The sequence below is a fragment of the Mesorhizobium sp. LjRoot246 genome (genome assembly GCF_964254115.1).
In the GTDB taxonomy this organism is placed as follows: domain Bacteria; phylum Pseudomonadota; class Alphaproteobacteria; order Rhizobiales; family Rhizobiaceae; genus Mesorhizobium.
Genome location: NZ_CAXUSN020000001.1, coordinates 2721459 through 2735467 on the forward strand (window position 1 = coordinate 2721459; position 14009 = coordinate 2735467).

At 64.7% G+C, this 14009-nt stretch carries 12 protein-coding genes; 9 read left to right on the top strand and 3 right to left on the bottom strand.

Translation table 11 applies throughout. The annotated features are described in order from the left end of the window. Positions 1-43 precede the first annotated feature (43 nt). From ACSQ3L_RS13065 to ACSQ3L_RS13105, 9 genes are all read left to right on the top strand, one after another. A complete protein-coding gene (locus ACSQ3L_RS13065; protein ID WP_436160323.1) occupies positions 44-1360 on the top strand; it encodes a CmpA/NrtA family ABC transporter substrate-binding protein in 1317 nt (438 codons plus the stop codon). Between the two features lie 68 nt (positions 1361-1428). Further along, complete coding sequence (gene ntrB, locus ACSQ3L_RS13070) at positions 1429-2325, top strand: nitrate ABC transporter permease (protein ID WP_436160324.1); 897 nt, start codon at positions 1429-1431, stop codon at positions 2323-2325. An 11-nt stretch (positions 2326-2336) separates the two neighbouring features. Further along, positions 2337-3134, top strand: coding sequence for an ABC transporter ATP-binding protein (locus tag ACSQ3L_RS13075; RefSeq protein ID WP_127294759.1), 798 nt, complete (start codon positions 2337-2339; stop codon positions 3132-3134). 405 nt (positions 3135-3539) lie between these two features. Then, positions 3540-3731 (top strand): hypothetical protein, encoded by a 192-nt coding sequence (locus ACSQ3L_RS13080; RefSeq protein WP_436160325.1) that lies wholly within the window; start codon positions 3540-3542, stop codon positions 3729-3731. A gap of 113 nt (positions 3732-3844) precedes the next feature. Next, positions 3845-5086: an MFS transporter gene (locus ACSQ3L_RS13085; RefSeq protein ID WP_436163425.1), complete on the top strand. Its 1242-nt coding sequence runs from the start codon at positions 3845-3847 to the stop codon at positions 5084-5086. Positions 5087-5105: 19 nt separating this feature from the next. Then, on the top strand, positions 5106-7556 hold the full coding sequence (nirB, locus tag ACSQ3L_RS13090) for a nitrite reductase large subunit NirB (protein ID WP_436160326.1): 2451 nt from the start codon (positions 5106-5108) through the stop codon (positions 7554-7556). A gap of 5 nt (positions 7557-7561) precedes the next feature. Continuing rightward, positions 7562-7891, top strand: a complete 330-nt coding sequence (gene nirD, locus ACSQ3L_RS13095) for a nitrite reductase small subunit NirD (RefSeq protein WP_436160327.1) — start codon at positions 7562-7564, stop codon at positions 7889-7891. 3 nt (positions 7892-7894) lie between these two features. Beyond that, on the top strand, positions 7895-10741 hold the full coding sequence (locus ACSQ3L_RS13100; protein ID WP_436160328.1) for a nitrate reductase: 2847 nt from the start codon (positions 7895-7897) through the stop codon (positions 10739-10741). Positions 10742-10838: 97 nt separating this feature from the next. Then, positions 10839-11105 (top strand): BrnA antitoxin family protein, encoded by a 267-nt coding sequence (locus ACSQ3L_RS13105; RefSeq protein WP_436160329.1) that lies wholly within the window; start codon positions 10839-10841, stop codon positions 11103-11105. 17 nt (positions 11106-11122) lie between these two features. On the opposite strand, the gene ACSQ3L_RS13110 is transcribed toward ACSQ3L_RS13105, so the two are convergent. From ACSQ3L_RS13110 to ACSQ3L_RS13120, 3 genes are read right to left on the bottom strand one after another with little or no spacing between them, the layout of a single operon-like run. Further along, positions 11123-11479, bottom strand: coding sequence for a cupin domain-containing protein (locus ACSQ3L_RS13110; RefSeq protein ID WP_436160330.1), 357 nt, complete (start codon positions 11477-11479; stop codon positions 11123-11125). A gap of 9 nt (positions 11480-11488) precedes the next feature. Further along, entirely contained in the window at positions 11489-12871 is a 1383-nt protein-coding gene (locus tag ACSQ3L_RS13115) for an NAD(P)/FAD-dependent oxidoreductase (protein WP_436160331.1), read from the bottom strand. Between the two features lie 27 nt (positions 12872-12898). Beyond that, positions 12899-14008, bottom strand: a complete 1110-nt coding sequence (locus ACSQ3L_RS13120) for an ABC transporter ATP-binding protein (RefSeq protein ID WP_436160332.1) — start codon at positions 14006-14008, stop codon at positions 12899-12901. Position 14009 lies beyond the last annotated feature (1 nt).

The window sequence follows — 14009 nt, forward strand, 5'->3', positions numbered from 1 at the left end:
ATCGACGGCGCTGATCCCAAGCAGTGCCCAACGGGAGACGACGATGACGAAACGCATCAAGACTGAAGCCCCTCTCGAGGGCATGACTCGCCGCAATTTCCTGATGGCAAGTGCTGCCACCGCGGCAACCCTGGCGGCCGCGCGTGCGCTGCTGCCCTCTGGCGCCTATGCGGCGACCGCCGCCCCGGAAGTCACCGGCGCCAAGCTTGGCTTCATCGCGCTGACCGATGCGGCGCCGCTGATGATCGCCAAGGAGAAGGGCCTGTTCGCCAAGTTTGGCATGCCCGATGTCGAGGTGCTCAAGCAGGCCTCCTGGGGCGCGACGCGCGACAATCTGATGCTCGGCGGCGCGGCCAACGGCATCGATGGCGCCCATATACTGACGCCGCTGCCTTACCTCATGCACACCGGCAAGGTGACGCAGAACAACCAGCCGATGCCAATGGCGATCGTGGCGCGGCTCAACTACGACTGCCAGGGCATTTCGGTCGCCCAGGAATATGCCGGCACCGGCGTCGGCGTCGACGCCTCGAAGCTGAAGGACGCCTTTGCCGCCAAGAAGGCGGCCGGCAAGGAAATCAAGGCCGCCATGACCTTCCCGGGCGGCACCCATGATTTGTGGCTGCGCTACTGGCTGGCCGCCGGAGGCATCGATCCCGACAAGGACGTGTCCACCATCGTCGTGCCGCCGCCGCAGATGGTGGCCAACATGAAGGTCGGCAACATGGACGTGTTCTGCGTCGGCGAGCCGTGGAACGAGCAACTCGTCCACCAGGGCGTCGGCTTCACCGCCGCCACGACGGGCGAATTGTGGAAGGGCCATCCGGAAAAGGCGCTCGGCCTGCGCGCCGAATTCATCGACAAATACCCGAACGCCACCAAGGCGATCCTGATGGCCGTCATGGAAGCCCAGCAATGGTGCGAGGCCAAGGAGAACAAGGACGAGATGGCCGCCATCATCGGCAAGCGGCAATGGATGAACGTGCCTGTCGCCGACATCATCGGCCGCCTCAAGGGCGACATCAACTACGGCAACGGCCGCGTCGCCAACGGCACCGACCTCTACATGAAGTTCTGGAAGGGTGGCGTGTCCTACCCGTTCAAGAGCCATGATGCGTGGTTCCTCGCCGAGAACATCCGCTGGGGAAAATTCGCGCCGACCACCGACGTCAATGCGCTGGTCGACCAGGTCAACCGCGAGGATCTGTGGCGCGAGGCGGCCAAGGATCTTGGCGTCGCGGCGGCGGATATACCGGCTTCCTCCTCGCGCGGTGTCGAGACCTTCTTCGACGGCAAGATCTTCGATCCGGCCAACCCGTCCGCCTATCTCGACAGCCTGAAGATCAAGGCCTCGGCATAATCCCGATGGCGAGCGGCGCCGCCGCGCCGCTCGCCATCGCAGATCCCGACCACGGAGTTTGCCCAGACATGTCGATCCAGACTATCGAGGACAGCAAGGTGAAGGCATTTCCCGCGCCGGCCAAGCCTGCCGAGGTGATTGCCTTCACCGCCAAGACGAAACCCCGCTTCGACCCGGTGGCGATCGCCGGCAAACTGGCCAGCGCGCTGGTGCCGCCCATCATCGTCATCGCTCTCATGCTGGTCGTCTGGCAGATCGCCTGCTCGTCGCCGACATCAAGCCTGCCGCCGCCGACCCAGGTCTGGAACGAGGCCTACGATCTGATCGCGCATCCGTTCTTCGACAATGGCCCGCAGGACATCGGGCTCGCCTGGCGGGTGCTGATCTCGCTGCAGCGCGTTGCCATCGGCTTCGGCTTGGCGGCGATCGTCGGCGTGGCGCTCGGCGCGTTGGTCGGCCAGTCGATCTGGGCGATGCGCGGCCTCGACCCGGTGTTCCAGATCCTGCGCACGGTGCCGCCGCTGGCCTGGCTGCCGCTGTCGCTGGCCGCGTTCCGCGATTCCAGTCCGTCGGCGCTGTTCGTCATCTTCATCACCTCGATCTGGCCAATCATCATCAACACCGCCGTCGGCGTGCGCAACATCCCTGAGGATTACCGCAACGTCTCGCGCATCCTGCGGCTCAACCAGTTCGAATTCTTCGTCAAGATCATGGTGCCGGCCGCCGCGCCCTACATCTTCACTGGCCTGAGGATCGGCATCGGCCTGTCCTGGCTCGCCATCGTCGCCGCCGAAATGCTGACCGGCGGCGTCGGCATCGGCTTCTTCATCTGGGACGCGTGGAACTCGTCGCGGCTGCCCGACATCATCGTCGCGCTTGCCTATATCGGCGTCACCGGCTTCTGCCTCGACCGGCTGGTCGCGGCGGTCGGCGCCTTCGTCACCCGCGGCACAACGGCAAAGTGAGGAGAGGAGCGATGACGGCCTATCTGAAACTCGACCATATCGACAAATCCTTTGCCCGTGGTGCCCAGGTTAGCGAGGTGTTGAAAGACATCCGGCTGACCATCGACAAGGGCGAATTCGTCTCCATCATCGGCCATTCCGGTTGCGGCAAGTCGACCTTGCTCAACCTGATCGCCGGGTTGACCAAGGTGTCCGCCGGCGCCGTGCTGCTCGAGGACAAGGAGGTGGACAGCCCCGGACCCGAACGCGCCGTGGTATTCCAGAACCATTCGCTGCTGCCGTGGCTCACCGTCTACGAAAACATCAACCTTGCGGTGTCGAAGGTCTTCGGTCGTTCGAAGAGCAAGGCCGAGCGGCATGACTGGATCATGCGCAATCTCGACCTCGTGCAGATGGCGCACGCCAAGGACAAGCGCCCGGCCGAGATATCGGGCGGCATGAAGCAGCGCGTCGGTATCGCCCGCGCGCTGGCCATGGAACCGAAGATCCTGCTGCTCGACGAGCCGTTCGGCGCGCTCGACGCGCTGACGCGCGCCCATCTGCAGGATGCGGTGATGGACATCCACTCCAGGCTCGGCTCGACGACGATCATGATCACCCATGATGTCGACGAGGCGGTGCTGCTCTCCGACCGCATCGTCATGATGACCAACGGTCCGGCAGCAACGATCGGCGAGGTGCTTGCGGTGCCGCTCGCCCGGCCGCGTCGGCGCGTCGAACTCTCTTCCGACCGGACCTTCCTGCGCTGCCGCGAGGCGGTGCTGAAGTTCCTCTACGAACGCCACCGCTTCGTCGAAGCCGCGGAGTGAGGGCCATGATCGAAAATTCGTCATCCATCGGCAATTGGCAATCTGCATCGGCAATGGGCAATCTGCCGCATTGCACAAATATTATGCTGCTGTGCAAGGCATTCTGACTAATCTTTGACCCGCTGCCAGGCGTGGTCAAAATTCGGGCGGCTGCGGTTCATATTGATTTCATTCGATAATTAAGAGCGCTGTCGAATTGGCACGCTTCCTGCTTTTCAGAACATAGGTCCACAGGGCCAAGTGACACGGCGTCCAATGGCGGGCGCCACAGGCAAAGCTGCCGCTCAGGTCAATACGCGATCCCGGATGGACGGGCGCGCAAAGACCTGGCCGGCGGCTTTTTTGTTTTTACCGAACACGCAATCGACGGCGCTGGTCCCAGGCGGCGCCCAACCGGAGACGACGATGACGAAACGGATCGGAACTGGCACGTCCCTCGCGGACTTCACGCGCCGCGATTTTCTGGCCAGCAGCGCGCTGACGGCGGCGCTGTTCACCGCCGCGCTCCTGCTGTTTCCCGTCGGCGCCAAGACCGAAAGCAGGGACCAGACCGTGGCGGCCCCGGTCTCGTTGCACGCACCGATGCCGCATCGCTGATTCACCCACAAAATATCCGCGGTGCTTCTCACGCCGCAAACCGGAGCCAGACATTGACCGCAAATCTCCCAGCCGCGCCGAGCCAGGACAGTGCTTCCCGGCAGGCGCTTGTGATGTCCACCATCGCCTTCACCGTGTGCTTCGCGGTGTGGACGATCTTTTCAATCATCGGCGTCCGCATAAAGCAGGAGCTTGGGCTGAACGAGACCGAGTTCGGCCTGCTCGTCGGCACGCCGATCCTCACCGGTTCGCTCGTGCGCATGGTGCTCGGCGTCTGGACTGACCGTTTTGGCGGACGGCTGGTCTACACCGCGACCATGCTTGCGGCCGCGGTCGCGACCTTCCTGCTGGCTTTTGCGCACACCTACGGGCAGATGCTGATCGCCGCGCTCGGTGTTGGGCTCGCCGGTGGCTCCTTCGCCGTTGGTGTCGCCTACGTCTCGCGCTTCTTCCCGGCCGGCAAACAGGGGACGGCCCTGGGCATTTTCGGCGTCGGCAATGTTGGCGCCGCGGTCACCAAGTTCCTGGCGCCGTTCGTGCTTCTCTCCTGGGGCTGGCAGTCGGTCGCGCTGATCTGGGCGGCAGCACTCGTCGTCATGGCCGCCGTCTTCTGGTTCACCACTGGCGACGATCCGGTCATCCGCGAGCGCCGCGCCGGTAAGGCAGCACCCGCGAGAAGCTTCTGGCAGGAATTCGCGCCGCTCAAGAACCTGCAGGTCTGGCGTTTCGCATTCTATTATTTCTTCGTCTTCGGCGCATTCGTGGCACTGTCGCTGTGGCTGCCCCGCTACCTGATCGGCGTCTACGGCTTCGGGCTTGCGACCGCCGGCATGATCGGCGCGGCCTATTCGATCCCGGCAAGTATTTTCCGCGCCTATGGCGGTGTGCTTTCCGACCGGATCGGCGCCCGCACCGTGCTCTACCGCACCTTCGCTGTCGGTGCCGTCGCGACCCTCGTTCTGTCCCTCCCCTCGGCAGACTACGTCGTGCGCGGCATCAGCGGGCCGATCGCCTTCCATTTCGAGATCGGCCCGCTGGCCTTCATAGCCGTTGCCTGCGTGCTCGGCTTCTTCATGAGCCTTGGCAAGGCCGCCGTCTACAAGCACATCCCGGCTTACTATCCGCAGAGTGTCGGCGCGGTCGGCGGCGTTGTCGGCATGATTGGCGGGCTCGGCGGCTTTATCCTGCCGATCGCCTTCGGCGCGCTCAACGACCTCACCGGCGTCTGGTCGAGCTGCTTCATGCTGCTCTTCGTCATCGTCGCCACCTGCTTTGCCTGGATGCATTTTTCCATCCGGCGGATGGAGCGCAGGGGGTCTGCCGAAGCTTCAAGCCTTTCCTACGCGGCTGAATGAGACCGGAGTGGATCAGGACATGACCGAAAAACTCGTCATCATCGGCAACGGCATGGCCCCCGGGCGTATGCTGGAGCATCTCCTGGAAAAGGCGCCTGGGCGCTACCAGGTCACCATCTTCAACGCCGAGCCGCGCGTTAACTACGACCGCATCATGCTGTCGCCTGTGCTGTCCGGCGAGAAGGCCTATGAGGAGATCATCATCCATGGCGATGGCTGGTACATCAAGCACGGCATCACCCTCTACAAGGGCCACAAAATCGTCGCCATCGACCGGACGGCGAAGACCGTCACTTCCGATCATGGCGTGACCGAGCCCTACGACAAGCTCGTCATCGCCACCGGCTCGGTGCCGTTCATCATCCCGGTGCCGGGCCACAATTTGCCGGGCGTGCTGACCTATCGCGACCTCGATGACGTCCAGGCGATGATGCTTGCCGCACAATCGCGCGCCAAGGCGGTCGTCATCGGCGGCGGCCTGCTCGGACTTGAGGCCGCGGCCGGTCTCAACGCGCAAGGCATGGACGTCACCGTACTGCATGTCATGCCGACATTGATGGAGCGTCAGCTCGATCCGGCCGCCGGCTATCTGCTGCAGCGTGCCGTCGAACAGCGCGGCATCAAGGTCATCACCAAGGCCAATACCCAGGCGATCACGGGCAACGGTAAGGTCGAGCAGGTCGAACTTGCCGACGGCACAGTCATTCCTGCGACGCTGGTGGTGATGGCTGTCGGCATCCGGCCGAACGCGGCAATAGCCAAGGAGGCCGGCATTGCCGTCAATCGCGGTATCGTCGTCGACGCCGGTATGCGCAGCAACGATCCCGATATCTACGCGCTCGGCGAATGCGCCGAGGTCAACGGCCAGGTCTACGGTCTGGTAGCACCGCTCTACGAGATGGCGCGCGTTGCAGCCAGCCAGCTTGCCGGCGACGAGGCTGCTGCCTTCGTTCACTCGGACACGCCGACCAAGCTCAAGGTCACCGGAATCGAACTGTTCTCGCTCGGAGACTTCGCCGATGGTGACGACCGCCAGGAGATCGTGCTGCGCGATGCTTCGGCCGGCGTCTACAAGCGGCTGGTGCTGAAGGACGACCGCATCATCGGCACCGTGCTCTATGGCGAGACCGCCGACGGCGCCTGGTTCAACGATCTGAAGAAGAAGCAGACCGACATATCGGAGATGCGCGATACGCTCATCTTCGGCCAGTCCTACCAGGGGGGTGCCCCGCTGGACCCTATGGCGGCCGTTGCAGCCTTGCCGGATGATGCGGAAATCTGCGGCTGCAACGGCGTTTGCAAAGGAAAGATCACCGGCGCGATCACGGGGAAGGGCCTGACCTCGCTCGACGACGTGCGTGCCCACACAAAGGCCTCGGCCTCCTGCGGCTCCTGCACCGGGCTGGTCGAGAAGCTGATGGTGCTGACCATCGGCGACACGTACAACCCCGCCGCCGTGCAGCCGATGTGCTCCTGCACCACCCTCGGTCATGACGAGGTCCGCCGGCTGATCAAAGCCAAGGGCCTGAAGACCATTCCGGCGGTCATGCAGGAACTGGAGTGGAAGACCTCCTGCGGCTGCGCCAAATGTCGCCCCGCGCTCAACTACTACCTCGTCTGCGACTGGCCGGACGACTACGCCGACGACTACCAGTCGCGCTTCATCAACGAGCGCGTCCACGCCAACATCCAGAAGGACGGCACCTATTCGGTGGTGCCGCGCATGTGGGGCGGGGTGACAAACGCCGCCGAACTGCGCGCCATCGCCGACGTCGTCGACAAGTTCGAAATCCCCATGGTCAAGGTCACCGGCGGCCAGCGCATCGACATGCTCGGCATCCGCAAGGAAGACCTGCCGGCGGTGTGGGCCGATCTCGGCCAGGCCGGCTTCGTCTCCGGCCATGCCTATGCCAAGGGCCTGCGCACGGTGAAGACCTGCGTCGGCTCCGACTGGTGCCGCTTCGGCACGCAGGATTCGACGGGGTTTGGCGTCCGCATCGAAAAATTCATGTGGGGCTCGTGGACGCCGGCCAAGGTCAAGATGGCGGTTTCGGGCTGTCCGAGGAACTGTGCCGAGGCGACCTGCAAGGATGTTGGCGTGATCTGCGTCGACTCCGGCTACGAGATCCATTTCGCCGGCGCGGCTGGCCTCGACATCAAGGGCACCGAAGTGCTCGGCCTTGTGAGGACCGAGGACGAAGCGCTGGAGCATATCGTGGCGCTAACGCAGATGTACCGCGAGCAGGGCCGCTATCTCGAGCGCATCTACAAATGGGCCAAGCGCATCGGCATCCCCGAGATCAAGCGCCAGATCATGGACGATGGCGAGAAGCGCAAGGCCTATTACGACCGCTTCGTCTTCAGCCAGAAATTCGCCCAGGTCGATCCGTGGTCGGAACGCGTTTCCGGCAAGGACAAGCACGAATTCCGGCCGATGGCATCGGTCGGGTTTGCGCAGGCGGCGGAGTGATCACAATGAACTGGGTATCAATCGGCTCCATCTCGGACATCCCCCGCCGCGGCGCGCGCTGCGTCGCCACTCCGGAAGGCAAGATCGCCGTCTTCCGCACCCAGGACGATCAGGTCTACGCCATCGACGACCATTGCCCGCACAAGGGCGGCCCGCTTAGCCAGGGCATCGTGCACGGCACGGCGGTGACCTGTCCTTTGCACAATTGGGTGATTTCGCTGGAGACCGGCAAAGCGCTCGGCGCCGACGAGGGCGCGGTGCGCACCATTCCGGTGCGGGTCGAAGGCGAGCGTCTGTTCATCGCGCTGGAAGCGCTGGCCAGCCGCGCGGCCTGAACCATGGAGATTGAGGAAGCGCGCGAGGTGAGGACCACCTGCCCCTATTGCGGGGTGGGCTGCGGCGTGCTGGCGAAGGTCGCCGTGGACGGGCAAGTGTCCGTACGCGGCGACCCCGACCATCCGGCCAATTTCGGCCGGCTTTGCTCCAAAGGCTCGGCACTGGCCGAGACCATCGACCTCGACGGCAGGCTGCTCCATCCCGAGATCCACGGCCGCCGCGCCGGCTGGGATGAGGCGCTCGACCTTGTCGCCTCGACCTTTTCGCAAACTATCGCCGAGCACGGACCCGATGCGGTTGCCTTCTATGTCTCCGGCCAATTGCTGACCGAGGATTACTACGTCGCCAACAAGCTAATGAAGGGTTTTGTCGGCTCGGCCAATATCGACACCAATTCGCGCCTGTGCATGGCCTCCTCGGTCGCTGGCCACCGCCGCGCCTTCGGCTCCGACACAGTGCCGGGAACCTATGAGGATCTGGAGCTCGCCGATCTTGTCGTGCTGGTCGGTTCCAACCTCGCCTGGTGCCATCCCGTGCTCTACCAGCGCATCGCGGCGGCGCGGGAAAAGCGGCCGGAGATGAAGATCGTGCTGGTCGATCCGCGCCGCACCATGACATCAGACATTGCCGACATGCATCTGGCGATCGCGCCGGACGGCGACGTCGCTTTGTTCACGGGGCTGCTCGCCTATCTCGGGCAGCACAATGCGCTGGATCGCGCCTACATCACGACGCACACGACCGGCTTCGGGCAAGCGCTTTTCGCGGCCTCGGCGCTCGATCTTGCCGGCGTCGCCGCCGCCACGGGTCTGAGCGAGGACGAGCTTGGCCGCTTCTACAGCCTGTTCGCGGCGACCTCCAAGACCGTGACCGTCTACAGCCAGGGGGTGAACCAGTCGTCTTCCGGCACCGACAAGGTCAATGCCATCATCAACTGCCATCTCGCCACCGGCCGCATCGGCAAGCCGGGGGCAGGGCCGTTTTCGGTGACCGGCCAACCCAACGCCATGGGCGGGCGCGAGGTCGGTGGCATGGCCAACATGCTGGCCGCCCATATGGAAATCGAAAACCCCGACCATCGCGACCGCGTGCAGCGCTTCTGGAATGCGCCTGATGTCGCGCAAAAGCCTGGGCTGAAGGCGGTCGAGATGTTCCAGGCGGTTGCCGATGGGCGCATCAAGGCGCTGTGGATCATGGCCACCAACCCGGTCGATTCGATGCCGGATGCCGACGCTGTCGAAGCGGCGATCAAGGCCTGCCCGTTCGTAGTGGTGTCGGACGTGCTGGCCCAGACCGACACCGTTCGTCACGCCCATGTCCGGCTGCCCGCCGCCGCCTGGGGCGAGAAGGACGGCACCGTCACCAATTCCGAGCGCCGGGTGTCGCGCCAGCGCGCATTCCTGGACCTGCCCGGCGAGGCAAGGCCCGACTGGTGGATTGTCGCCGAGGTGGCGCGACGGATGGGGTTCGGCGGGGCGTTTTCCTATGAGACGCCGGCAGAGGTGTTCGCCGAACACGCCGCGCTGTCGGGGTTCGAGAATGATGGCGCGCGGGATTTCGATATTGGGGCTTATGCGGGGGTTGGCGCGGAGGGGTATGAGGCGCTTGAGCCGTTCCAATGGCCAGCGCCGAGCCCAGTCACCCCCCTCTGGCCTGCCGGCCATCTCCCCCGCAAGGGGGGAGATTTGCAGTCGCAACCGCTTTCGCTAGTTTCCGACGATGCAGGATGGGCGGCGGAGCCAAAGCTGCCAATCTCCCCCCTTGCGGGGGAGATGGCCGGCAGGCCAGAGGGGGGTGTTCAAGCTGGACCTAACCCAGAAGGCAACACCACCCGCTTCTTCGCCAACGGCGATTTCTACACACCCGACCGCAAGGCGCGCTTCATCGCCATCCGCCCCACTGTCGAAATCCGCACCAGTCCCGACTATCCGCTGATCCTCAACACCGGCCGTATCCGCGACCATTGGCACACCATGACGCGGACGGGAAAGAGCCCGCGGCTTTCGCAGCACATCGCCGAGCCCTTTGTCGAAATCCACCCAGTGGATGCGCTACGCTTCGGCATCGGCGACGCCGACATCGCACGCGTTTCCAGCCCCCGCGGCGAGGTGCTGGTGCGCGTGCTGGTGACGGCACGCCAGCGCCAGGGAAGCCTGTTTGCGCCGATGCACTGGACCGATCAGTTTGCCGCAAGGGGCCGGCTCGACACGCTGACAGCGCCGCTGACCGATCCGGTTTCCGGCCAGCCGGCGCTGAAACATGTCGCCGTCCGCATCGAGAAATTCGCCGCAAAAGCCTTCGGCTTCGCAGTGACGCGGCAGCGGCCGGTGCTTGATATCGCAGCCTACTGGGCCGTGGCCAAATGCACGGGCGGCTGGCGGGTCGAACTGGCCTTCGCCGATGACGACATCGACTGGTCCGGCTTCGCCGGGTCACTGTTCGGCGCTTCACCGGGTGTCGAAATGTCAGCCTATCATGACCGCGACGCCGGCCAGCACCGCATCGCCGCTTTCGACGGCGATCAACTGTCCGGGGCGTTGTTTGTCGCGCCGGGACCTGTAGCCGTGTCGCGCGGCTGGGCGGCGGACCAACTGAGTGCCGATCATGTCGACCGGCGCGGCAGGCTGGCGATCGTGGCCGGGCGGCCGGGCGGGGTCGACGTCGATCGCGGCGCCATCGTCTGCTCCTGTTTCGGCGTCGGCGCCAACCAGATCGCGGAAGCGGTGCACCGCGGCTGCGGCAGCGTCGCGGCAATCGGCGCGGCCCTGCATGCCGGCACGAATTGCGGCTCCTGCCGCGCCGAGATCAGGGTCATCATCGACGCACAAAGTCTTCAAGCAGCCGAGTGATTGTCTGACCGGGGGGCCTGCGCGACGAGGCCAGTTGGGCTATGGTGGCGCAAGCGTGCGGCGTCGCGCGCGAATCGTCTTCAGTCAGGGTCATCCAATGGCAAATCCTCCGCGCCGACCGACAAATCCGATGGCGGCCGCCGAGGCGGCTTTCAAGCCAATCAAGAAGCCGGTTGCTCCGGTTCGTGAGCCGTCGGCTGCTCCAGGTGTCAGGGAGCTTGTTTCGATCCGAATCGACCGCGCCGTGCTGGACCATTTCCAGGCGGACGGTCCCGGCTGGCAGGACCGCATCAACGACGCCTTGCGGCGGGCGATTGAAGACAAGCCGACCCCTGCTGGGGATGATGGTTCAGACGACGAGTAGCGGCTGTTCCAGCCGGCTCACGCCTCGAAGTGCAGGATGTAGAGTTTCCGCGTCTTCTCGTGGATCGTCCATTCGCCTTTCCAGCCTTTCGGCAGCACCAGCATTTCGCCGGGGCCGACATCCTCGCTGCGGCCATCGGGACCGTGCAGCGAGACCCGGCCTGACACGATGTGGCAAGTTTCGGAATTGCTGTCGCGCGACGCGGTGAAGCGGCCCGGCGTACATTCCCAGAGGCCGATTTCCAGCGTGCCGTCCGGCGAGGTCCACAGCGTCTTCGACGCTTCTAGCTGATCGCCGCTGATCGAGGTCGGCTTGGGCTCGGGCTCGCCAAGATCGATGGAGGCGAGATGGGCGAAATTCTGGAAGTCGGTCATGGCAGTCTCTCAATGTCCCGTGATGCGGTCGGCGACTGCGGCCAGTTTCGACGTGTGCTGGAGGCCGGCTTCCTCTCGCTCGTCGGCGACGCGGTAGAGCTGATACATCGAATGGACGCCGAGCCAGCGCATCGGCTCGGGCTCCCATTTGCTGACCTGCCGGTTGACCCAGGGCAGGCGGGTCAGTTCGGTGTCGCGGCGCAGGATGAGGTCGCGCAGCGTACGGCCCGAAAGGTTGGAGCTCGACACGCCGAGCCCGACATAGCCGCCGGCCCAGCCGATGCCGGTTTGCGGATCGAGACCGGCCGTCGTGCACCAGTCGCGCGGCACGCCCAGCACGCCGCACCAGGCGTGGTCGATGCGAAGCTTGGCTGTCTGCGGCAGAAGCCGGGTGAGGATCGCGTGCAGGCTTTCGATGGTCGCCTGCTGCGTCTGGCCGCGCACATCCGTCTGCGACCCGTAGCGATAGGGCACGCCGCGTCCGCCCATGGTGATGCGGCCTTCCCGGGTGCGTTGCGCATAGCAATAGGCGTGCGCGGCGTCGCCCAGAAGCTCGTGGCCTTCCCAGCCGATCTCGTCCCACAGCGATTGCGACAGTGGCTCGGTGATGATCTGCGCGCTGTTGAGTGGCAGCCAGAGCCGCTCGTTGCCTGGTATGCCGGCCGTGAACCCCTCCGTGGCACGGATGATGATGGGCGCGCGCACAATGCCGCGGTTCGTGGTGACCTTGCCCTTCTCGATGCCGGTCACGGTTGTCTGCTCATAGATACGCACGCCAAGCCGCTCGACGGCTTGCGACAGGCCGCGCACCAGCTTGGCCGGCTGCACGCGCGCGGTGCCGTGATGAACATAGCCGCCGAGCACATTTTTGATGTTGATACGGGCCTTGGCCTCTGCCTGGTCGATCAGGCTGACGCGATCCGGCGGCACGCTCCAGCCGATCGCATCGGCATAGGCAGCCTTGATGCGTTCGAGTTGCGGCGGGTTGGTCGCGACCGTCAAATTGTCGACGCGGCGGATGTCGGCATCGATGCCTTCGGCCTCGGTCACCTTGATCACCTCGTCGACCGTGCCATGCATGGCGGTTTCCATGTCGATGACGGCGCCACGCGTCGAGGTCTGAAGATATTTCTCGCGCGACCAGCTGAAGCCGCCGGACAGCCAGCCGCCATTGCGGCCCGACGCGCCGAAGCCGGCGAACTCCCGTTCGACGATGGCGATGCGGATCGATGGATCGGCCTTCTTCAGATAGTAGACTGTCCACAGGCCGGTGTAGCCGGCGCCGACGATGCAGACATCGGCTTCGAGATCGCCCGGGAGCGGCGCGCGATAGGCCGGCAGGCCGATGTCGGCATACCAGAACGAGACGTTGCCGTTGGCTTTGGCGTCCATGTCTAAAAATCCTGCGGGGAAGAGCGGTCAGGTCATCGTCATGTCGGCGCGGTCGTCGTCGGCAAGAAGTTTTGCATCGACGACGGACCAGCGCAGATCGACCGTGTCACCAATCGAGAACGGTGTGGCTTCCAGAGACGAGCGCACGATGGCGACCGAGCCGTCGCGAAGCGTCACCTGGTATTTCGAGCCGGACCCCAGATAGATTGCTTCGCTGACCTCACCGGTGAGGCTGTTCTGCCCGGCGGAGGGAGGCGTGTTGGTGCCGGCAAGCGAGAGCTTTTCGGGGCGCAGCAGGACCACCGGTTTATGGCCGCCGGCGAGCTTGCCGCCGACAACGATCCTCTGGCCGGCGATCGTCAGACTGGTCTCGTTTCCGGACGCCTGGGCCTCGCCGCGCAAACTGGTCGATTCGCCGATGAACTTCGCCACGAACAACGTCGTCGGCTCGTCATAGAGCTGGCGGCCGGTTCCCACCTGTTCGATGCGGCCCCGGTTGAACACGGCGATCCGATCGGACAGAACCAGCGCTTCTTCCTGGTCGTGCGTGACGTAGACGAAGGTGGTGCCGAGCTCGCGGTGGATGCGCTTGATCTCCAGCTGCAGCCATTCGCGCAGTTTCTTGTCGAGCGCGCCGAGCGGCTCGTCCATCAAAAGCAGCGGCGGATCGAAGACGATGGCGCGGGCAAGCGCCACGCGCTGCTGCTGGCCGCCGGAGAGTTCAGAGGGATAGCGATGCGCGAAATCGGCCATCTTGACCATGTCGAGCGCCCGCGCGACCTGGCGGTCGCGCGCCTGCTTGTCCATACCGCGCAAGGTGAGGGGATAGGCGACGTTCTTGCCGACGGTCATGTGCGGAAACAGCGCGTAGTGCTGGAAGACGACGCCGATGTTGCGCTTGTGCGCCGGCAGCGCGACGATGCTCTTGCCGCCGACGGCGAGGTCGCCGGAGGTGAGGTCGGTGAAGCCGGCCACGACGTTCAGCGTGGTGGTCTTGCCCGAGCCGCTGGGGCCGAGCAGCGTCATGAACTCGCCCGGCTCGATATGCAGGCTGACATCGTCGAGCGCGGTGAAATTGCCGTAGCGCTTGGTTGCGCCCTTGATGTCGATGGCCGCGCCACGTTCCCTCGCAGTCATC

Coding starts and splice junctions, on each gene's coding strand:
- ACSQ3L_RS13065 (WP_436160323.1), top strand. CDS start 44: ATGACGAAACGCATCAAGACTGAAGCCCCTCTCGAGGGCATGACTCGC.
- ntrB (WP_436160324.1), top strand. CDS start 1,429: ATGTCGATCCAGACTATCGAGGACAGCAAGGTGAAGGCATTTCCCGCG.
- ACSQ3L_RS13075 (WP_127294759.1), top strand. CDS start 2,337: ATGACGGCCTATCTGAAACTCGACCATATCGACAAATCCTTTGCCCGT.
- ACSQ3L_RS13080 (WP_436160325.1), top strand. CDS start 3,540: ATGACGAAACGGATCGGAACTGGCACGTCCCTCGCGGACTTCACGCGC.
- ACSQ3L_RS13085 (WP_436163425.1), top strand. CDS start 3,845: ATGTCCACCATCGCCTTCACCGTGTGCTTCGCGGTGTGGACGATCTTT.
- nirB (WP_436160326.1), top strand. CDS start 5,106: ATGACCGAAAAACTCGTCATCATCGGCAACGGCATGGCCCCCGGGCGT.
- nirD (WP_436160327.1), top strand. CDS start 7,562: ATGAACTGGGTATCAATCGGCTCCATCTCGGACATCCCCCGCCGCGGC.
- ACSQ3L_RS13100 (WP_436160328.1), top strand. CDS start 7,895: ATGGAGATTGAGGAAGCGCGCGAGGTGAGGACCACCTGCCCCTATTGC.
- ACSQ3L_RS13105 (WP_436160329.1), top strand. CDS start 10,839: ATGGCAAATCCTCCGCGCCGACCGACAAATCCGATGGCGGCCGCCGAG.
- ACSQ3L_RS13110 (WP_436160330.1), bottom strand. CDS start 11,479: ATGACCGACTTCCAGAATTTCGCCCATCTCGCCTCCATCGATCTTGGC.
- ACSQ3L_RS13115 (WP_436160331.1), bottom strand. CDS start 12,871: ATGGACGCCAAAGCCAACGGCAACGTCTCGTTCTGGTATGCCGACATC.
- ACSQ3L_RS13120 (WP_436160332.1), bottom strand. CDS start 14,008: ATGACTGCGAGGGAACGTGGCGCGGCCATCGACATCAAGGGCGCAACC.